The following is a 19,914-nucleotide window of genomic DNA, read 5'->3' as shown; positions in this document are numbered from 1 at the left end:
TTAGTCCGCCTTGCGCGGAATCAGCACAACCTGTGCCGGAATGTGTTTCAGAATCTGCCGGTGAATTTTCAGGTCATACCCCGAATCAATCCGCTTTACCCGTTTGGTCAGCAGCGTGGCCAGCCACGGGTAATCCTGGGTGCGCGGCACCTGGATGCTGACATCGCATTGATAATTCACCACGTCGGTGGCGATGGCATCCAACTGATGACGCATGTCTTCGACATCGGCGAGGTTCAGCGCCACGGTGGTGCTCGGCGCTGCGGGGTCGATGACCTTGGCCGCAGGCTTGGCTTCGGCGGCTTTCAACGCGGCTTCTGCTTGATCCAGTTCGGCCTTGCGCGCATGACTGATCGCGCTGTTGACGCCACCGGTCAGTGCGGGGGCCTTGGGCATCAGTGCGCGGGCACGGCTCAGGGCAGTGGCAGCGGCGTTGACATCACCTTTTTGCAGCACGATCTGGCTGCGCTGCAGGTAGGCTTCGGCCAGTTGACGCTGGTAGGCCTCAAGTGCGGGATCGTTGGGCGACTGGGCCTGCAACGCCGCCAGTTGGTCTTCGGCGGTTGCCAGCTCGCTGCTGGCCAGGTTTTGCTCCAGCTGCGCGATGGCCACAGCGCGTGCGTCCGGGGCCTCGGGGGCAGCGGGCGGCGTGCTTTGACAGGCGCCCAGCAGCAGGGAAAATGCGGCAAGGAGCAGATAACGGGAGGTGAACGGCTTCATTCCTGCGACTCTCTATTTGCGCAAAAAGCGAGCAAGTCTACACCCCTCGACGGGGCAGGACAAAACTCAGCAGAAACAGGGCGGCCGCCGTAACCACAATCGACGGCCCGGCCGGTGTGTCCTTGAACCAGGACAGCGCCAGGCCACCACACACTGCAAGCATCCCCAAGAGGCTGGCGCCAATCGCCATCTGCTCCGGAGAGCGGGCGTGGCGCTGGGCAGCGGCGGCAGGAATGATCAGCAGCGACGTGATCAACAATACGCCGACTATCTTCATCGCGACAGCAATCACCACGGCGATGAGCAACATCAGGGCCATGCGCAGGCCTGCGACGGGCAAGCCTTCCACCCTGGCCAGCTCTTCATGCACGGTGATCGCCAGCATCGGGCGCCACAGGGCTACCAACAACGCCAGTACGCCAGCACTGCCGCCGAGGATCCAGGCCAGGTCAGTGGGGCTGATCGCCAACAGGTCGCCGAACAGGTAGGCCATCAGGTCGATACGCACTTCATGCATGAAGCTCAATACCACCAGGCCCAAAGACAAGGTGCTTGGCGCGAGGATGCCCAGCAACGTATCGGAGGCCAGCGGCTGGCGTTGTTGCAGGGTCACCAGCAGTACCGCCAGCAGCAGGCAGCCGACGGTCACGGCGATGGTCGGGCTTACGTCCAGCAGAAAACCCAGGGCCACACCCAGCAACGCGGCATGGGACAAGGTGTCGCCAAAATAGGCCATGCGCCGCCAGACCACAAACGAGCCCAGCGGGCCCGCCACCAGTGCCAAAGCCAAGCCTGCCAGCAGGGCGTAGAGCAGAAAATCAGCCATGCTTGCAGCTATCTCCATGAACGTGGGGAGTATCGACCACGGCACCATGCAGGTCATGGGCGTGGTCGTGATGATGGTGGTAGATCGCCAGGCTCTGGGCGTTTTTGCCGAACAGCTCCACAAACGCCGGGTCGCCACTGACCTGTTCCGGGTGGCCGGAGCAGCACACATGACGGTTAAGGCAGACCACCTGGTCGGTGGTGCTCATCACCAGGTGCAGATCATGGGAGACCATCAGCACGCCGCAGCCGTGGCGGTCGCGCAGGCGGGTGATCAGGCTGTACAGCTCGGCCTGACCGGCGACGTCGACGCCTTGTACCGGCTCATCGAGTACCAGCAGCTCTGGCTCGCGCAACAGCGCGCGGGCCAACAGTACGCGCTGCATTTCGCCGCCGGAGATGCTTTGTACCGGGCTGTCGATGACCTGCTCGGCGCCGACTTCCTTGAGTGCAGCCTGCGCCCGGGCGCGATCGACACCGGGCACCAGGCGCAGGAAGCGCAATACGGACAGCGGCAGGGTCGGGTCCACATGCAGCTTTTGCGGCATATAGCCCACGCGCAGCTTGGGCTTGCGCCATACGCTGCCGCTGTCGGGCTTGAGCAGGCCAAGTACGGCGCGCACCAGAGTGGTCTTGCCCGCGCCATTGGGGCCGATCAAGGTGACGATTTGCCCCGGCTCCACGCTCAGTGCAATGTTTTCCAGCACGTTTTGCCCGGCGAACGTGACGCCAACCTGCTCCAGACGGATCAACGCGTTGCTCATCAAGCCCCCTGGCAGCCCGCGCACAGGCCGACCACTTCGACCGTTTGCCCCTCGACCTTGAAGCCGACGTCGGCAGAGCTTTGGATAATGGCGTCGCTGATGCTTTTTTGTTCAAGCTCAATGGCGGCGTGGCACTCGCGACAGATCAGGAACTGGCCCTGATGCGCGTGCTCCGGGTGGTTGCAACCGACAAAGGCGTTGAGCGATGCGATGCGATGGACCAGGCCGTTTTCCAGCAGGAAATCCAGTGCGCGGTACACGGTAGGCGGCGCGGCGCGGCGGCCGTCCTGTTCGCTGAGTACGCCAAGAATGTCGTACGCACCCAAAGGCTTGTGGCTCTGCCACACCAGCTCCAGCACCCGGCGACGCAACGCGGTCAGGCGCAAGCCCTTTTGTGCGCACAGGGTATCGGCCTCTGACAATGCGGTGTGCACGCAGTGAGAGTGGTCGTGGGGACGGCTGGCAAGCGGTGTTTTAGGCATGAGCGGCGACAGATATTTGATAGAGACGTTATTATGTTACCCGTTCCTACGCCATTGAGTGGTCATCGTGTCCCGACTTTTTCCCGTTTTTGTCGTTTTTGTCACCAGCTTGTTCGCTGCGGGTGCCGCTCAGGCCGACGTGAAGGTGCTCACCAGCATCAAGCCGTTGCAGCTGATTGCCGCGGCGGTGCAGGACGGTGTGGCGGTTCCGGAGGTATTGCTGCCGCCGGGTGCCTCACCGCATAACTTCGCGCTGCGCCCATCCGACGTACGGCGCGTGCAGTCGGTCGACCTGCTGTATTGGATCGGACCCGACATGGAGACCTTTTTGCCGCGCGTGTTGAAAGGCCGTACGGCGACGACCGTAGCCGTGCAGGACCTGCCGGGCATGAAGCTGCGCATTTTTGGCGAAGATAGCCACTCTCACGCTGAAGAAGCCGACGACCATGATCACGATCATCGCCCTGGCAGTGTCGATGCACACTTGTGGCTGTCGACAGTCAATGCGCGGGTAATTGCCACGCGCATGGCTGCGGACCTCAGTGCGGCTGATCCAGTGAACGCCGAGCGTTATCAGAGCAACGCCAAAGCTTTTGGTGAGCGCCTGGACGCGCTGGATGCACGCTTGAAAAAGCGTTTGGCGGGTGTCGAAGGCAAGCCTTACTTCGTGTTCCACGAAGCCTTCGATTACTTCGAAGAGGCTTACGGCCTCAAGCACGCCGGCGTGTTCAGCGTGGCCGCCGAGGTGCAGCCAGGCGCCCAGCATGTGGCGGCGATGCGTGCGCGGTTGCAGGAAGTCGGCAAGACGTGCGTGTTCAGCGAGCCGCCGTTGCGCCCGCGCTTGGCCGAGACATTGGTTGCTGGGTTGCCGGTGAAGCTGGCGGAGCTGGATGCGTTGGGTGGCTATACCCCGGCGACCGCGCAGGGCTATGAACAGGTACTGGAAAAACTCGGCAATGACCTTGCCGGATGCCTGGAGTCTCTATAGCGCTGCACTGCCTCGCTGTAGGAGCGAGCTTGCTCGCGAAGAACGTCAACGGTGACGCGTTCTTGCTGGATAAACGCGTCGTTATCAGGTTTTTCGCGAGCAAGCTCGCTCCTACAGGGGCGGGTTACAGCGCGAACGGCAGGTGGACCGTGACCTGCTGACGTTGCACCAGCCGGTGTTCGAACTCCGCCGGGTCATGAATCAACACATCCTGCCCGGCAAACGACTCCGCCGCGATCAAGCGCGACAGCCAGAACCGCACGCACGCCACGCGCAGCATGGTCGGCCATAGCTCGGCTTCCTTCGCGGTAAATGGCCGCAGCCCTGCATAAGCACCCAAAAGCGCCCGGGCGCGTTGCCCGTCAATTACACCATCGGCATCCGAGCACCAGTCATTCAAGGCAATCGCCACGTCGTAGAGCATCGGCCCCGAGCAGGCGTTGTAGAAGTCGATCAAGCCCGTCAGGTGCGTGCCTTCAAACATCGCGTTGTCGCGAAACAGGTCGGCGTGAACGTTGGCCCGTGGCAGGCCGAGGATGTCAGCTTTATGGGTTTCGATCTCGCTTAGCGCGTCTTGCAGCAGGCGCTGCTGTGCGTCGTTGAGGTGCGAAATCAGCTGCGCGCCTTCATTGAGCATCCAGTTCAGCCCGCGGTCGGTCTTGCGCTCCAGCACTTTTTCACCCTGAGTCGCCAAGTGCAGGTGACCGAGCAGGTCGCCGACCTGGGCGCAGTGTTGGGCGTTGGCGTCCTTGATGTGCTTGCCAGCCAGGCGCGGTTGCAGCAAGGCCGGTTTGCCCTTGAGTTCGCGCAAGGCGACGCCGTCGGTGGTACGCAGGGCGTACGGCACGGGCAGGTCGGCAGCGTGAAGCACGTCGAGCAGTTCGATGAAGAATGGCATTTCTGCCACTGGGCCGCGCTCAACCAGGGTCAGCACAAACTCGCCCTGCTCCAGGCTGATAAAGAAATTGGTGTTTTCGCTGCCGGCGGCAATCCCCTGGAAATCAAGCAGGCGGCCGAGCCCGTAAGGGGCGAGAAAGGTTTCCAGCTCGGGCCGAGCCAGGGGGGTGAACACAGACATGGTTAAAACTGCCGTTACGGGCGCTGCCGTAGCAGCACCGGTTAAAATTAAGAAATCATTTCCATTCGAAGATCTTCCATGACGGGATCAGCATATCCGGCTGGTCAGAGCGGATGAAGTTCGCGTCGGTTCCGTCCGCACGCACCAGGAAATACGCTGGAGCACCCTTCGGGGTGACCTTGATGGCGTACAGGAAGCCGTTCTGGCGGTACTCCTGGATAGTCTTGTCGCCTTCCGTGCGAATGGTAACTTCCGGGTCTGCCGAAGGGGCATCGTCTGCCGCCATGGCAGCCATCGGAGCGAGTGCAAACAAGCCGGTCAACAGCAGGCGATTGAATGTACGCATGATAACCTTGTCCCTTTGTTTTCATTGGTCCGGCTATTCTAGCGCCTGACCCGCCGAAAAGGTTGATCCTGCTCATGAGCCAAGCGCCCCTCGTCCTGGTGGACGGTTCTTCTTATCTGTACCGCGCCTTCCACGCGTTGCCACCGCTGACCACCTCCAAAGGCCTGCCAACCGGTGCGGTCAAGGGCGTGTTGAACATGCTCAAAAGCCTGCGCAAGCAGTACCCGGACAGCCCGTTCGCGGTGGTGTTCGACGCCAAGGGTGGGACCTTTCGCGATGAGATGTACGCCGAATACAAGGCCAATCGCCCGAGCATGCCCGATGACATGCGCCTGCAGATCGAGCCGCTGCATCAAAGCGTAATCGCCCTGGGCTTCCCGTTGTTGTGCGTCGAAGGCGTTGAGGCTGACGACGTGATCGGCACCCTGGCCCGCAGCAGCGCGGCCGCCAGCCGCCCGGTGGTGATTTCGACCGGTGATAAAGACATGGCGCAGCTGGTGGACGGGCACATTACCCTGGTCAACACCATGACCGGTAGCTCGATGGACGTTGAGGGCGTAAAAGAGAAATTCGGCGTCGCTCCCGAGCAGATCATCGACTACCTGGCGTTGATGGGCGATTCGTCCGACAACATCCCAGGCGTTCCGGGCATTGGCCCTAAGACCGCTTCGGGCTTGTTGGTGGGGGTCAATGGCGGTCTCAAAGAGCTTTATGAGCAGCTCGATATTGTGCCAACCCTGCCTATCCGCGGAGCCAAAACCCTGCCGGCCAAGCTGGAAGAACACAAGGAAATGGCATTCCTGTCCTATCAGTTGGCGACGATCAAGATCGATGTGCCGCTGGACGTGGGCCTGGATGACCTGCACCTGATCGAGCCGGACCGCGAAAAGCTGCTGGAGCTGTACACGCTGCTTGAGTTCAAGAGCTGGTACGACGAAATCCAGCGCGATGCCAAGCGTGTGGAGCTCAAGTCGGCGAGCGAGGTTGCGCCTGCCGCCGACACGCCGGTTGAGGCCGTTATATCGGTGCCGGTAGAGGCGGTTTACACCACTATCCTGGACCAGGCCACGTTCGACGTGTGGCTGAAGAAACTCCACGATGCGCCGTTGTTTGCCTTCGACACCGAAACCACCGGCATCGACGCCCAGCAGGCGCAACTGGTCGGGGTCTCGTTCGCTGTGCAGCCCCATGAGGCCGCCTACATCCCGCTGACCCACTCCTATATCGGCGCGCCGGATCAATTGGACCGTGACACCGTGCTGCTGGCCTTGAAACCGCTGCTGGAAGACCCGACCAAACTCAAGGTTGGCCAGCACGCCAAGTTCGATATGAACATCCTCGCCAACTGCGCCATCGGTGGCGACCCTGCGCAGGGCATCACTGTGCGGGGCATCGCCTTCGACACTATGCTCGAATCCTACGTGCTGAACTCCACGGCGACCCGCCATGACATGGACAGCCTGGCGAAGAAGTACCTGGACCACGACACGGTCAGTTTCCAGGACATTGCCGGCAAAGGCGCCAAGCAGCTGACATTCGACCAGATTGCCCTTGAGCAAGCAGGCCCTTATGCGGCCGAAGATGCCGATGTGACCTTGCGTCTGCACCAGGCGCTGCACGCGAAGCTGGCCGCGATCCCGAGCCTGGCCAGTGTGCTGACCGATATCGAGATGCCGCTGGTGCCGGTTCTGGCACGTATCGAGCGCCAGGGCGCATTGGTAGACAAGGAGCTGCTGGGCATCCAGAGCATTGAGTTGGGTAACAAGATGGTCGAGCTGGAGCGCCAGGCCTTCGAGATTGCCGGTGAAGAGTTCAACCTCGGTTCACCCAAGCAGCTTGGTGCAATCCTCTACGAGAAGCTGGGGATGCCGGTGTTGAAAAAAACCGGCAAGGGGCAGGCGTCCACTGCCGAAGAAGTACTGGCCAAATTGGCCGAAGATGATTTTCCGTTGCCCAAGGTGCTGATGCAGTACCGCAGCATGAGCAAGCTCAAAAGTACCTATACCGACCGCCTGCCGGAACAGATCAACCCACGCACCGGGCGCATTCATACGTCTTATCATCAGGCGGTAGCGGCCACCGGGCGCTTGTCCTCCAGCGACCCGAACCTGCAGAACATCCCGGTGCGCACCGCCGAAGGGCGGCGGATTCGCCAGGCGTTTGTCGCACCCAAGGGCTACAAACTGCTGGCGGCGGACTATTCCCAGATCGAGCTGCGGATCATGGCGCACCTGTCCAGGGACGAAGGACTGATGAACGCTTTCCGAAACGATCTGGACGTGCACACCGCCACGGCTGCCGAGGTATTCAAGGTTGAGCTGGCTGAGGTCACGTCCAACCAGCGCCGCAGCGCCAAGGCGATCAACTTCGGCCTGATCTACGGCATGGGTGCCCAGAAGCTGGGCAAGGACATCGGTGTCGACACCAAGACCGCCAAGGCGTACATCGATGTGTACTTCGCCCGCTATCCCGGTGTTCGCGAATACATGGAGCGCACTCGCGCCCAGGCAGCGGACCAGGGCTATGTAGAAACCTTTTTCGGGCGACGCCTGTACTTGCCGGATATCAACTCCAACAAGCCTCAGGAGCGCGCCGCTGCAGAACGCACGGCTATCAACGCGCCCATGCAGGGCACGGCGGCGGACATCATCAAGAAGGCCATGGTGCAGGTGGATAACTGGCTGACCGAGTCGGGCCTGGATGCCAAAGTGATCCTGCAAGTGCACGATGAACTGGTACTGGAGGTGCGTGAGGACCTGATCCCACAAGTCAGCGAGAAGATTCGCGAACATATGAGCGCCGCGGCCCAGCTGGACGTACCGCTGGTAGTGGATGTGGGCGTAGGCGATAACTGGGACGAAGCGCACTGATGCCAAACCTGCGCCAACACCGCGTGTGCTGGCGCAGTGCTTTAGAGCACAAATCGTCGAGGGTTATTTCCAATAGTTTTTTGGAGCTGCCGGAACTTAACCTGTGAACTGCTACTCAGAGTTACTGAATGGGTGGTGAAGCCCTTCAATGCTCCTATGTTGTGTTAAGTGTTGGCAGATATCTGGACCCCGCCCTAGCGGTCCGGAACTTGGACCCCGAACTTCCCTCCCCATACGAAGTCCGGGGTTTTTTTTGCCCGCAGAAAAGTTACTCGGTGACTTGCGCGCCTTTGTCCGCCAATTCCATCCAGCCGGCCAGCACGGTGTAAGCCTCTTCCAGGCCCATGCGCTTTGGCGCCGAGAACAGTTGGATAGTGATGGTATCGCCCCAGCCCTTACGGATCTCGGACTGCACTTTGAGCAGGGTGTTCTTGGCTGCGCCGTAGGTGAGCTTGTCGGCTTTGGTGAGCAGGATATGCATCGGCATGCCGCTGGCGACCGCCCAATCGAGCATCAGCAGGTCGAAGTCAGTCATTGGATGGCGGATGTCCATCATCAGAATCAGACCCTTCAAACTCTCGCGGCCACCCAGGTAAGCCTCCAGGTGACGCTGCCAGTGCAGCTTCAGCGGGATAGGTACTTTTGCATAACCGTAGCCCGGCAGGTCGACCAGACGCCGATCATCGTCTAGCTTGAAGAAATTGAGCAGTTGCGTGCGACCCGGGGTTTTCGAGGTGCGCGCCAGGCTGGCGTGGGTCAGGGTGTTCAGTGCGCTGGATTTGCCAGCGTTGGAACGGCCGGCAAAGGCGACTTCAAAGCCCTCGTCATCGGGGCATTGGTCCACTTTGGCGGCGCTGAGCATGAACGTGGACTGTTGGCACAGGCCGAGGATGGGATTCTTGAGTTGCATGAGATTTCCGATGTGGGCGGTGCCGAAAAAGGGTGCGGCAAGCGGTGTCGTTTCCGTTTCAGTAGCGCCAGTATATAATGCCGCAGATTTTGTGTGTGCTTTGTCCCAGCGAAGGATGAAGCTCACGGGAGCGAAAGACCTTTATTGCGCATTAGAACGCAAAACGCTCTCAAACCCTGAAAAGGTCGATGTATGGCCTCAATGGTTGCCGCTTTTGGTGTCCTGAACCCGCTTTACGGCGCTCAGGCTACACAGGATCCACAAGCGCTGTACAACCGAGTTTGTGTGGTCACGCTGATGCAGCGCGTGACCCAGGGTTTCAAGGCAATGCCGCCGCGTGGTTTGTGCATGGACTGCAGTACTGAGGATTACCAGGCCGTCATTGAGTTGGCGGTGAGTAAACCCGGTAGATAACTCTTAAACCCTTAGCCGTAGTTGGATTAGCTGATGAACAAACTGATCGTGAGTCTGCTGTTGACCTTGGGCATCACAGGCGCTGGCGTCGCTGCAGAGGGCCCCGTCAAAGGTGATGCCACTGCCGGTCAAGCGAAAGCCGCCGTGTGTGGTGCCTGCCACGGGCCGGATGGCAACAGCCCGGCGCCGAACTTCCCCAAACTGGCCGGCCAGGGTGAACGTTACCTGACCAAGCAGATGCACGACATCAAGGACGGCAAGCGCACGGTGCTGGAAATGACCGGCCTGCTGACCAATCTCAACGATCAGGACCTGGCGGACCTCGCAGCGTATTTTGCCAGCCAGAAAGGCAGTGTGGGAGCTGCTGATCCTAAATTGGTAGCCCGCGGAGAGAAGCTGTTCCGTGGCGGTGACCTGGAAAAAGGCTTGCCTGCTTGCACCGGTTGCCACTCGCCAAATGGCGCAGGCAACGCCGCCGCGGGCTTCCCGCACCTGAGCGGACAGCACGCCACCTATATCGCCAAGCAATTGACTGACTTCCGTAAAGAAGAAGCCGGCCGGGCCAATGATGGTGACGCAATGACCATGCGCACCATTGCTCGCAAGCTGAGCGATGAAGACATTGCAGCCCTCTCCAGTTATATCCAGGGCCTGCACTGACGGGGCTCGACGTTAACGCTCGATTAATCCCGCGATGCAAGCATAAAAAGGGTGGCTCAGGCCGCCCTTTTTTGTGGCCGCTGCCGTTACACTAACGAACTCATGCCCGCGTAGACCTGTCACAACAAAGGTCGCGTGAGGCGACTTTATTTGTCCAGGAGTAAAGCATGCGTAATCTGATCCTCAGCGCCGCTCTCGTCACTGCCAGCCTCTTCGGCATGACCGCACAAGCTGCCGACGTGCCGCTTGAAGCCGGTAAAACCTACGTTGAATTGGCTAACCCTGTACCGGTTTCGGTACCCGGCAAGATCGAAGTGGTGGAGCTGTTCTGGTACGGCTGCCCGCATTGCTACGCTTTTGAGCCGACCATCAACCCATGGGCCGAAAAGCTGCCCAAGGACGTTAACTTCCGTCGCCTTCCCGCCATGTTCGGCGGCCCATGGGATGCCCACGGCCAACTGTTCCTGACCCTTGAAGCCATGGGTGTGGAACATAAGGTTCACAACGCCGTCTTCGAAGCCATCCAGAAACAAGGCAAGCGCCTGACCAAGCCAGACGAAATGGCTGACTTCGTCGCCACCCAGGGTGTGGACAAGGACAAGTTCCTGGCCACGTTCAACTCCTTCGCCATCCAGGGCCAGATCAAGCAAGCCAAGGAACTCGCGCAGAAGTACGGTGTGCAAGGCGTTCCAACCCTGATCGTCAACGGCAAATACCGTTTCGACCTGGGCACTGCCGGTGGTCCTGAAGCGGTCCTCAATGTTGCCGACCAATTGATCGCCAAAGAGCGCGCAGCCAAGTAAGGGGCCCGCCATGCGCCGTTGGGGTACCGAACGCGTCGTTGGCCTGCACGAGCCGCAGGTCAACGAACACCACCTGCAAGCCACGGACCTGCCGGCAGACAGCCGCTTGCGCCTGCTCAGTTTCAATATTCAGGTGGGCAACAGTACCGAGAAATACCGGCACTACCTCACCCGTGGCTGGCAGCACGTTCTGCCGCACAAGGGGCGTACCGGTAACCTGCAAAAGATCGGCGACCTGCTCAGCGACTTCGACCTGGTCGCCTTGCAGGAGGCCGACGGCGGCAGCCTGCGCTCGGGCTACATCAACCAGGTGGAGCATCTTGCCCAACTTGGCGCGTTCCCCTACTGGTACCAGCAGCTCAACCGCAACCTGGGGCGCCTGGCACAGCACAGTAATGGTGTGCTCAGCCGCTTGAAGCCGACCGTCATCGAGGATCACCCGCTGCCGGGTCCCAAAGGCCGCGGTGCGATCCTGGTGCGTTTCGGTGAAGGTCCCGAAGCCTTGGTGGTAGTAATGATGCACCTGGCACTCGGCGGACGTACCCGCAACCTGCAACTTGCCTATGTGCGCGACCTGATTGGCCACTACAAGCACCAGGTGTTGATGGGTGACATGAACACCCATGCCAACGACCTGTTGCAGAATTCCCCGCTGCGCGACCTGGGCCTGTTGGCTCCGCAAGTCGAAGCCACATTTCCCAGCTGGCGCCCGCAGCGCTGCCTTGACCACATCCTGCTCAGCCCGAGCCTTACACTGGAAAGTGTGCGGGTACTGGCGCAGCCCATTTCCGATCACCTGCCCGTCGCGGTAGAGATTCGTCTGCCGGGTTCGCTTACGGCTGATGCATTACCCGCGTTGAGCCCAGGCCCTCGCGGACCTCTTGCATGAGCGACGACGCCCAGCGCTGGAAAGAGAAATACCTTAAGAGCATCGAGCAACAAGACAAGCTCGAACGCCGCTGGGCCGCCCGCCTCGACCTGCTGCGCCGCGGCCTGGTACGCAGCACCCTGGCCGCTGAAGGGACTGACCGCGCTGTTGATCAATGCATGAAGGAAATGCGTGATGTGGTGCGTACCGACGACATGGACGCCGCCCTCGCCGCACTGTTGCCGCGCCTGGAAAAGGCCGTGCTGGATTCCGAGCAGCGTCGCGAAACCCGGGTTGACCAGATCAGCACCGCACTCACGGCCCTGGTTGCTCAGTTGCAAAAGCTTGCCTTGCCGCGCGAGGTAGCCCGCCCGCTGAAAGCCTTCGCCAAGCAGCTCGATAGCCGCGTCGGCCAAGCGCGGGAGATACCGCTGTTGCTCAGCGAGCTAAGCAGCCTGCAAGGGCAGGCGCTGAATAATCTGGAGCCTGAAAGCGATACCTCGCGCGCAGGTCCTGGGCTGCTGCAACGGCTGTTTGGCAGCAAGGATGGATCGAGTGAAGCGCCGCAGGTTGACGCTGCGCCATTGCCCACAGCGCAGTCGGCGCCGTCAAAGCCAGCTGCGCCGCCACCGGCGCCCGAACCGCAGGAGCCCGCACAGTCCGAAGAATTGACCCAGGCCTTGCGTGCCTTTGCCCCGCAACCACAAACGCCGCTTGCTCCCACCTCTGAGCCGGTAGTGCAGGCCCCGCTGGAAGCGGCCCGCGACACCTTTGTATTCGAGGCACCGCCTCCAGTAGAGCCGATTGCTTCACCTGCGCAGACCCCTGAGCCGCCGATAGAAGAGCCGGCCCCTGAAAGCGCGCTCGCCGCCTTTATTGAAGCACCGCCGGTTCAAGTCGAGGCGCCGGATCAAACCAGCATAGGTAGCCTGTCTCTCCCGCCTGTGTTGGAAACTCCCGAGCCAGACGAGCTGCAGTCCGATGCAATATACGCCCTGCCCGACTCGCCTGAGCCGTCCTACAGCTCGGTAGCCAAGCACATCGAAGATACGTTACTGGGTCTGTTGGAAGACCTGTCCCTGCCTGAACGTCATCGGCCCCAGGCGCAAGCCATGCGCGAGCGTCTTGCCCACGGCTTGAATTGGTACGAGCTGATCCCCATTCTGGATGACCTGGCTGTGCTGATGCTGGCGATCACCGACAGTGGCCAGCATGAGTTCGAGGCTTATCTCAAGCAACTCAACGAGCGCCTTGAGGCATTCCAGGGCCACCTGCAGGTCGCCAGCGAGGGCCACGCCGATAGCAGCCTGGCCGCGCGGGAGCTGGATACGCAGATTCGTGAACAGGTCGACGGCTTGCAAAGCAGCGTGCAGGAAGCCGCCGATCTGGACAGCCTCAAGCAGGTGCTTGAAAGCCATCTTGAGGGCTTGCTCGGGACGATGGACGAGCATCAGCAGCAGCGTGATCAACGTGAGCAGGAAGTGGCTGCGCGCCTTAAAGCCCTGGCTGAGCGTGTGGCCAACATGGAGCAGGAAGCCCAGGGCTACCGTGAGCATCTGGAGGTACAGCGTCAGAAGGCCTTGCTCGATCCACTGACTGGTTTGCCCAACCGGGCAGCGTGGAGTGAGCGCCTGGATCACGAGGTCAACGCCTGGCATCAGCAGGGCAACAGCCTGTCGCTGGCCATGCTCGACCTGGATCATTTCAAGCGCATCAACGATGGCTATGGTCATCTGGCGGGCGACAAGGTGCTCAAGATCATCGCCAATGTGCTGAGCAAGCGCCTGCGGCCCAGCGACTTCATCGCGCGTTTTGGCGGTGAAGAGTTCGTGCTGTTGATGCCCGACTCAACCCTGGCGGATGCCTTGGCCGTCGCTCAAGTAATGCGCGCTGCCATCGAGGCTTGCCCGTTCCACTTCAAAGGCGAGCCTGTGACGATCACAGTGTCCATGGGCGTGGCGCAGTTTCAACCTGGCGAGCGCAGCGACATGGCCCTCAAGCGTGCCGATGAAGCGCTTTACAGGGCCAAGGCAGCGGGACGCAATCAAGTGCAGGCGGCCTAAAAGATGTTCCATTTTGTAATTTGACCGCTGCGCGAATTACGTTACGTTACACTGTTGCATTATCGTCTCTCAGTGTAATGCTCCTGCCATGAAATCCTTGTCTATTGCTTTTGTGTTTCTCCTGCTCGCCGGTTGCGCCAGCGGCCCGCGTCTGAATACCAGCCACCCGTCGGTGAACCACGACAACCGCGTGCAGTTCGTCGTCGTGCATTACACCTCGACCAACCTGGAGCGCTCGCTGGCCTTGCTGACCCATGGCCAGGTTAGCAGCCATTACCTGATCGGCGACGACGCCTCAGGCACCATCTACAAGCTGGTGGATGAAAGCCAGCGCGCCTGGCACGCGGGGGAAAGCGAGTGGGCGGGACGCACCTGGCTCAATTCGAGCTCCATCGGCATCGAAATCGTCAATCCGGGGTTCCGCGATACGCCGACAGGGCGTGTGTGGTACCCGTATTCCGAAGCACAGGTGCAGTCGCTGATCGTGCTGCTCAAGGACATCAGCAAGCGTAATGGCATCGACCCCAAGAACATCATCGGGCATAGCGACATTGCCCCACTGCGCAAACTGGATCCGGGGCCGCTGTTCCCCTGGAAGCGTTTGGCCGCAGAAGGCCTGGCCGTATGGCCGGATGCCCAGGCCGTGGCACGGTTCCAGGTGCAGTACGCCGCTCAGCTGCCGAGCATCACCTGGTTCCAAGAAGAACTGGCTCGCCTGGGCTACCAGACGCCGCAGACCGGGGAGCTGGATGTGGCCACGCGACACGTGATCGCCGCGTTCCAGATGCGCTTTCGCCCGTCACTGTTTGATGGCACCCCGGATGCTGAAAGCGCCGCGATCCTGCGGGCCCTGAATCACCGTTGATGGTGTACAGGTAGGAGCGAGCTTGCTCGCGAAGAACGCATAGACGACGCGGGCTGCCTGACAGCACAGCGTTATCGTTGAGGTTCTTCGCGAGCAAGCTCGCTCCTACAGGGGTAAGGCCATATAGAACTGCGTACCCTGCCCCGGCCGTGAATACACGCCCATGCGGCCGCCGTGCAATTGCACGATCTCCTTGCACAAGGCCAGCCCCAGGCCCGCGCCGCCTTTCTTTCGACCCACCTGCACAAAGGGCTCGAAGATTCGCCCTTGCTGCCCATAGGCGATGCCTTCGCCGTTGTCCTCAACACTGATAATCACCCGCTCGCCATGACGCCGTGCCTGCAGGCGAATCTGTCCGCCTTCGGCGGTGTGGCGCAACGCGTTGCCGAGCAAATTGTCGAGCACGCGCTCCAGTTGCACCCGGTCGGCATACAGTCGCGGCAGCTCCGGCTGGGCTTCCACCAGCAATTCAATGTGCTGTGCATTGGCGGGTTCGGCGAATCGTGCCCGGGCATGTTCCAGCAGGTCGGTCACATCGCAGGCGCCCAGGGTGAGTTTTTGCAGGCCGTTCTGGTAGCGCGAGAAGTTGAGCAAATCGTTGATCAGCTGCATCAGGCGCTGCATTTCTTCGTTGACCGTATCCAGCAGGTCCGCTTCACGGGACTCCGCGGGGAACTTGGCTCGCTCGCGAAACAGCCCGAAGGCCATGTGCATGCCGGTCACCGGTGTACGTAGCTCGTGAGAGGCGCGTAACACGAACTCGCTGCGTACTCGCTCGAAAGCGCGCTGTTCGGTAACGTCGTGCAGCACCATCACCGCCCCCAGAATATGGCCCTGGGTATGGCTCACAGGGGTCAGGCTGTAGGTCAGCAGGCGCAGTTCGCCCTCGACTTCCACTTCCAGATCCTCCGGCGCCCGCTCCAGGTTGCCGCCGCGCAGCACCAGTTGCAGTTGTTCATCCATCTCTGCGCGACCCAGAGCTTCGCCCAGGCCTTGACCGAGGCGTTCCTCGTCCCAGCCCAGTTGGCGCTGTGCAACCGGGTTGAGGTGCTCCAGGCAGCCCTGGCGATCAATCATCAGCAGGCCGTCATCAATGCTGTCGAGCACCGCTTGCAGGCGCTGTTGGCCGGCCAGCAGTTCATCGACATTGGTGGCCTGATGCTGGCGCAACGCTTCGGCCATGATGCCGAAACGGCGGGTCAGCTGATTCATCTCCGCTGCCGAGGAGATAGGCAGGGTCACTTCAAAATCGCCCTGCCCGATCTTGTCGGCGGCTTTGGCCAGTGCCTCGATCGGCCCGCCAAAGCGTCGCGCGATGCCATGGGCCGTGACAAAGCCAATGATCAGCACCGCAAGGCCCACCAACCCGAGCAGCCCTGCGATCAATAGCGCACGCTCACGGGACTTGTGCTCGCTGGCGCTGATGTTCTCCAGCGCCTGCTTGTGATCGGCAATCAGTCCGTTGCGCAATATGTTGAAGGTTTCAGTGATTTTTTCCTTGCTGCCCGGCGGTGGTGGTTCCTGTTGGGATTGATCGAATGCGTCGAGCAGTTTCTGGTAATCGGAGCGTGCCTGTCCGAAGCCATGGCTTATACCGGCCTGTTCATGGGCGATGCCTTGGTCCAGCAGGTCGAAATAATGCTGCTTGGAGGCCCGCAGGGCCTCAGGGTCGGGGCGTTTCTCCAGCATCATGATCAGCTGGTCGCCCAGGCTCTGACGCAACTTGAGCCCCAGGTCCAGGGTGATGAAGTTACTGCGGATCAGCGATTCCTGGGTCTTGGCCATTTGCATGACGCTGACCAGGCCCAGGATCAACCCCAGCAAGGCCACGGTGATCAGCGCTGAAATGCTCAGAAATAACCGAGTGCGCAGTTTCATCGCGAGCTTCATAAGGTCCTGCTCACAGGTTGTACTGTTTGCGTTTGCGGTACAGGGTCGACGCGTCGATGCCGAGGGTGCGGGCTGCTTGATCCAAGGTGTCACTGGTAGCGAGCACGGCGCCGATATGGGCTTTTTCCAGCTCGTCCAGGCTCAACGCCGCACCGATACGAGGTGCATTGTTGGTCGGTTGCTCGGCCATCCCCAAATGACTGATCTCTACCTTTTCCTGGGGGCAGATGATGCTGGCGCGTTCCACGACGTTACGCAGCTCGCGGATATTGCCGGGCCAACGATAGTTGAGCAGCGCTTCACGGGCCTGATCACTGAAGCCACGCGCGGGGCGCGCGTATTCCTTGACGAAGCGTGCCAGGAAGCGGTCGGCCAGGGTGAGGATGTCTTCACTGCGTTCGCGCAGCGGTGGCAGGTGCAGGGTGATGACGTTGAGGCGGTACAGCAAGTCTTCCCGGAAGCGGCCGTCGCGCACCATGTCTTCCAGGTTCAGGTTGGTGGCCGCGAGAATACGCACGTCGGCGCGGCGGGTGACCGGGTCGCCCACACGTTCATATTCCTTATCTTGAATAAAGCGCAGCAGCTTGGGTTGCAACGTGAGTGGAAAATCGCCGATCTCGTCAAGAAACAACGTGCCGCCATCGGCCTGGTTAACTCGACCCAGCGTGCTTTCACTGGCGCCGGTGAACGCGCCGCGGCTGTGGCCGAACAGTTCGCTTTCCATCAGCTCGGCGGTCAAAGACGGGCAGTTGATGGTCACGCAAGACTTCTTGGAGCGTTTGCTCCAGCCGTGAATGGCGCGGGCCAGCTCACCTTTACCGGTGCCGGACTCGCCGAGGATCAAGATATTTGCATCGGTCCCGGCCACTTGGCGGGCGGTTTCCAGTACCACCATCATTGATGGGCTGTGAGAGTCGAGGCCATCCTTGGGTTGGCGCACGGCACCTTCCAGGGCTTCGAGTCGCGCAGAGAGCTGGCGTACTTCCAATTGCTTGGCGGTCGCCAGGCGCAATTGGTCGGGGCTGCAGGGTTTAACGAGATAGTCGGCGGCACCGGCCTGGATGGCGTCCACGGCGGTATCCACGGCGGAGTGGGCCGTGACGATCACCACACGCATCCACGGCGCCTGGATACGCATCTGCGCGAGTACGTCCAGGCCGTTGTCCTCTCCCAGACGCAAGTCCAGAAAGCACAGGTCGAACACCTGGCGCTGCATCAGCGCATCGGCCTGCGCGGCGCTGTTGGCGGTGGCAACGGTGTAGCCCTCGTCTTCCAGGCAATAACGGAACGTGCGCAGAATTGCGGATTCGTCATCCACTAAAAGAATGCGGCCTTGAAGCTCCTTGGCTGAATCCATCTGTCCCGCGCTCCTTAACTATTAAATAAGATGGTGTTTAGTCCCGGAATAATCGGGCAAGTTGCATGGTTTATTCTGATTCATAAAAAGCATCTTCGTGTAGGTATCTGCAGGCCTTCCTACAAGGTGCCAGCTAATGGCCTTTTCATGCCTTCTCGCCACTTCGGCAACTGGACAGGCGCATTCGATCCCTTGACCCGACCACCGACCATCGTGCATTTCGCACGGCATCTCTACAGGCATCGTGCAGGATGCTGGGTGGCGAATTGTGGATTGATTGGTAACTCATTGATTTTATTGTGTTTTATTTTGCAATAAAGCTGGCATGTACTCTGCAATATCTCTCCCAAGAGCGTCATGAACGAATAATCAGAATGCGGGAGAAATACAGCATGACTCGCCAAAGCCTAAGCCAATTGCGTGTATCGCCGCTGCGTATGCAGCAGGGCCTGTTTGCCAGCCTGGCCTTGATGGTCACGCTGATTGGCGGTCAGCAGATGCAGCACTGGCAGCAGAGCGAGCAGCCAACCCCGCAATTTGAGCGTCCGGTGATGACCCAGACCCACTTCCGTTCCATTGGCAGCGCCAGCGCTAATGTAACCGCCCCGCAATTGAGCCTGGTCGACCAGGATTCCACTCTGGACGAGCTACCTGCTCAAGAGCGCTGGGTGTTCTAGGCACTAAACGTCGCTTGTGTTGAGCGGCTGCACGGCACTACCGCTGTTACCTCTATAGAAGCATAAGGAGAATCACCATGTTGAGTTGGGCAATCACCTTTCTGATCATCGCCATTGTCGCTGCAGTCCTGGGCTTCGGTGGTATCGCTGGCACCGCCACCGGCATCGCCAAGATCCTGTTTGTCGTCTTCCTGGTGATGTTCATTGCTTCGTTCTTCTTTGGCCGCAAAGGCCGAGGTTGAATATGACCTCTCTGCCTTTTAAAGCCATGGCTGCCGCCCTGCTCTTGGGTGGCAGCGGCCTGGCAATTGCCGCCAATGACGGGCAATCCCGGGCAAACGAATTGCTCAGTGCGGATGCGCAATACCGTGAAACCTGGCAAGGCGTGGTGAAGAAAGAAGAGCGTATGCCGGAATGGGTGATGAACCTGTCCGGTTCGGCCGAGCAGATGAATGCTGTTGAGGAAGATGGCGACAAGTACTTGGTCGGGCCGCTCTGCGAAACCGCTGACACCTGCCTGAACAAGCGTCTGATCGTTGCTTTCAGCCTGGACAAGGAAGATGCCTACGCCATGTTGGTGGAAGTCCCGGCAGGTTTGCCGGCAGACAAGTCCCCGACGCGGCACGCCGATTACCGTTTTATCGGTAAACCGGACGAAGGCATGCAGAAGCTGCTGATGGAGCAGTTAAAGAAAGATCCGAATTGGTACTAGGTTCCGTCTGACGGAGCCGGCGTCCATAGAAAGGAGCCCCTCGCTTCTTTCTGTTTGCATCACTCGCCAAGGGTGGTGCATGACCAGGGGGCCGGGTTGCTCTGATCAATCAAGATCGGCGTGACCTACGGGTACAGGGAGTGCCTGCGAAAGGGCCGGGTCAGGCAAAAAGCTGCGACGCAAGTTCACAAGACCTCAAGCTTGCTGAACTTGCGGCGGGCTTACGACTCTGATGCCCGCGCTTCATGTGTCTTGCTTCATGCCTCTCATAGTCTCAATTTTGCTTTTTGCCTTTCGCCAACCATTACCGGGTATGTCGGCGCGACCATCTATCGAGAAATTTTCATCCGCACCATAGGAGATTTCTGGTGCTAGGTGGTGGATTTCTCACGCATTTTTGCCAACCGCGGCAAGTCGTTCAGCATCACTGAGCGAGCCTGATTTGGCAGCCTCACGGCGTATTCGCCCGCCTTAATGGCGTATTCGAACTGACCGTTTGGACAATTATTTTTAAAAAAAGCCATGCCGATTCGGCATAGGGTAGGCGTTTACGGCATTAGACGTCGCTCCCTTGCATGGGAATAGTTGCGCCTTTTTTCGCCTACCAGTAAGCCATTTCGGC

At 60.1% G+C, this 19,914-nt stretch carries 19 protein-coding genes; 10 read left to right on the top strand and 9 right to left on the bottom strand.

Annotated features, from left to right (window positions below):
- The 4 genes from TX23_RS08375 to zur are packed head-to-tail and all read right to left on the bottom strand — an operon-like array spanning position 1 to position 2,791.
- Positions 1-720: a PA5502 family lipoprotein gene (locus tag TX23_RS08375; protein WP_005783438.1), complete on the bottom strand. Its 720-nt coding sequence runs from the start codon at positions 718-720 to the stop codon at positions 1-3.
- 37 nt (positions 721-757) lie between these two features.
- Positions 758-1,546, bottom strand: coding sequence for a zinc ABC transporter permease subunit ZnuB (znuB, locus tag TX23_RS08370; protein ID WP_057701796.1), 789 nt, complete (start codon positions 1,544-1,546; stop codon positions 758-760).
- A complete protein-coding gene (znuC, locus tag TX23_RS08365) occupies positions 1,539-2,309 on the bottom strand; it encodes a zinc ABC transporter ATP-binding protein ZnuC (protein WP_005783440.1) in 771 nt (256 codons plus the stop codon). Before znuC ends, znuB begins: the two co-directional genes overlap by 8 nt.
- A complete protein-coding gene (zur, locus tag TX23_RS08360; protein WP_005783442.1) occupies positions 2,309-2,791 on the bottom strand; it encodes a zinc uptake transcriptional repressor Zur in 483 nt (160 codons plus the stop codon). Before zur ends, znuC begins: the two co-directional genes overlap by 1 nt.
- 58 nt (positions 2,792-2,849) lie before the next feature.
- Between zur and TX23_RS08355 the strand changes: the two genes are divergently transcribed.
- Positions 2,850-3,779 (top strand): zinc ABC transporter substrate-binding protein, encoded by a 930-nt coding sequence (locus tag TX23_RS08355; protein ID WP_057701795.1) that lies wholly within the window; start codon positions 2,850-2,852, stop codon positions 3,777-3,779.
- Between the two features lie 124 nt (positions 3,780-3,903).
- Here the strand turns inward: TX23_RS08355 and TX23_RS08350 are convergent, their stop codons facing one another.
- The gene (locus TX23_RS08350) at positions 3,904-4,857 is read right to left on the bottom strand and encodes a homoserine kinase (RefSeq protein ID WP_057701794.1); all 954 of its coding nucleotides are present in this window, start codon (positions 4,855-4,857) and stop codon (positions 3,904-3,906) included.
- 55 nt (positions 4,858-4,912) lie between these two features.
- Positions 4,913-5,203 carry a DUF2782 domain-containing protein gene (locus TX23_RS08345; protein ID WP_057701793.1) on the bottom strand — a complete coding sequence of 97 codons (291 nt, stop codon included), beginning with the start codon at positions 5,201-5,203 and terminating at the stop codon, positions 4,913-4,915.
- A 74-nt stretch (positions 5,204-5,277) separates the two neighbouring features.
- Here TX23_RS08345 and polA point away from each other — a divergent pair, with 74 nt between their 5' ends.
- Positions 5,278-8,073 (top strand): DNA polymerase I, encoded by a 2,796-nt coding sequence (gene polA / locus TX23_RS08340; RefSeq protein WP_057701792.1) that lies wholly within the window; start codon positions 5,278-5,280, stop codon positions 8,071-8,073.
- Between the two features lie 268 nt (positions 8,074-8,341).
- Here polA and yihA read toward each other — a convergent pair whose 3' ends face one another.
- Positions 8,342-8,983 carry a ribosome biogenesis GTP-binding protein YihA/YsxC gene (gene yihA / locus TX23_RS08335; protein ID WP_057701791.1) on the bottom strand — a complete coding sequence of 214 codons (642 nt, stop codon included), beginning with the start codon at positions 8,981-8,983 and terminating at the stop codon, positions 8,342-8,344.
- Positions 8,984-9,430: 447 nt separating this feature from the next.
- Between yihA and TX23_RS08325 the strand changes: the two genes are divergently transcribed.
- The 5 genes from TX23_RS08325 (at position 9,431) to TX23_RS08305 (ending at position 14,656) form a co-directional block, all read left to right on the top strand.
- Positions 9,431-10,057 (top strand): c-type cytochrome, encoded by a 627-nt coding sequence (locus TX23_RS08325; RefSeq protein WP_057701790.1) that lies wholly within the window; start codon positions 9,431-9,433, stop codon positions 10,055-10,057.
- A gap of 167 nt (positions 10,058-10,224) precedes the next feature.
- A complete protein-coding gene (dsbA, locus tag TX23_RS08320; protein WP_057701789.1) occupies positions 10,225-10,860 on the top strand; it encodes a thiol:disulfide interchange protein DsbA in 636 nt (211 codons plus the stop codon).
- A gap of 10 nt (positions 10,861-10,870) precedes the next feature.
- Positions 10,871-11,749, top strand: a complete 879-nt coding sequence (locus TX23_RS08315) for an endonuclease/exonuclease/phosphatase family protein (protein ID WP_057701788.1) — start codon at positions 10,871-10,873, stop codon at positions 11,747-11,749.
- On the top strand, positions 11,746-13,791 hold the full coding sequence (locus TX23_RS08310) for a GGDEF domain-containing protein (protein ID WP_057701787.1): 2,046 nt from the start codon (positions 11,746-11,748) through the stop codon (positions 13,789-13,791). The genes TX23_RS08315 and TX23_RS08310 overlap by 4 nt, the downstream gene beginning before the upstream one ends.
- A gap of 88 nt (positions 13,792-13,879) precedes the next feature.
- Positions 13,880-14,656 carry an N-acetylmuramoyl-L-alanine amidase gene (locus TX23_RS08305; RefSeq protein WP_057701786.1) on the top strand — a complete coding sequence of 259 codons (777 nt, stop codon included), beginning with the start codon at positions 13,880-13,882 and terminating at the stop codon, positions 14,654-14,656.
- Positions 14,657-14,761: 105 nt separating this feature from the next.
- Here the strand turns inward: TX23_RS08305 and TX23_RS08300 are convergent, their stop codons facing one another.
- Both TX23_RS08300 and algB read right to left on the bottom strand, forming a co-directional pair.
- Complete coding sequence (locus TX23_RS08300; RefSeq protein ID WP_057701785.1) at positions 14,762-16,546, bottom strand: ATP-binding protein; 1,785 nt, start codon at positions 16,544-16,546, stop codon at positions 14,762-14,764.
- Between the two features lie 10 nt (positions 16,547-16,556).
- Positions 16,557-17,903 carry a sigma-54-dependent response regulator transcription factor AlgB gene (gene algB, locus TX23_RS08295; protein WP_032878543.1) on the bottom strand — a complete coding sequence of 449 codons (1,347 nt, stop codon included), beginning with the start codon at positions 17,901-17,903 and terminating at the stop codon, positions 16,557-16,559.
- A 392-nt stretch (positions 17,904-18,295) separates the two neighbouring features.
- Here algB and TX23_RS08290 point away from each other — a divergent pair, with 392 nt between their 5' ends.
- The 3 genes from TX23_RS08290 to TX23_RS08285 all read left to right on the top strand — a co-directional run bounded on the left by TX23_RS08290 (position 18,296) and on the right by TX23_RS08285 (position 19,292).
- Positions 18,296-18,580, top strand: coding sequence for a hypothetical protein (locus TX23_RS08290; RefSeq protein ID WP_057701784.1), 285 nt, complete (start codon positions 18,296-18,298; stop codon positions 18,578-18,580).
- A gap of 77 nt (positions 18,581-18,657) precedes the next feature.
- Complete coding sequence (locus tag TX23_RS26995; protein WP_003187386.1) at positions 18,658-18,822, top strand: DUF1328 domain-containing protein; 165 nt, start codon at positions 18,658-18,660, stop codon at positions 18,820-18,822.
- Positions 18,823-18,824: 2 nt separating this feature from the next.
- Positions 18,825-19,292, top strand: a complete 468-nt coding sequence (locus tag TX23_RS08285; protein WP_057701783.1) for an inhibitor of vertebrate lysozyme family protein — start codon at positions 18,825-18,827, stop codon at positions 19,290-19,292.
- The last annotated feature ends 622 nt before the right edge of the window (positions 19,293-19,914 follow it).

This window comes from Pseudomonas paralactis (assembly GCF_001439735.1).
GTDB lineage: Bacteria > Pseudomonadota > Gammaproteobacteria > Pseudomonadales > Pseudomonadaceae > Aquipseudomonas > Aquipseudomonas paralactis.
This window is presented reverse-complemented; position numbering and strand designations above follow the sequence as displayed.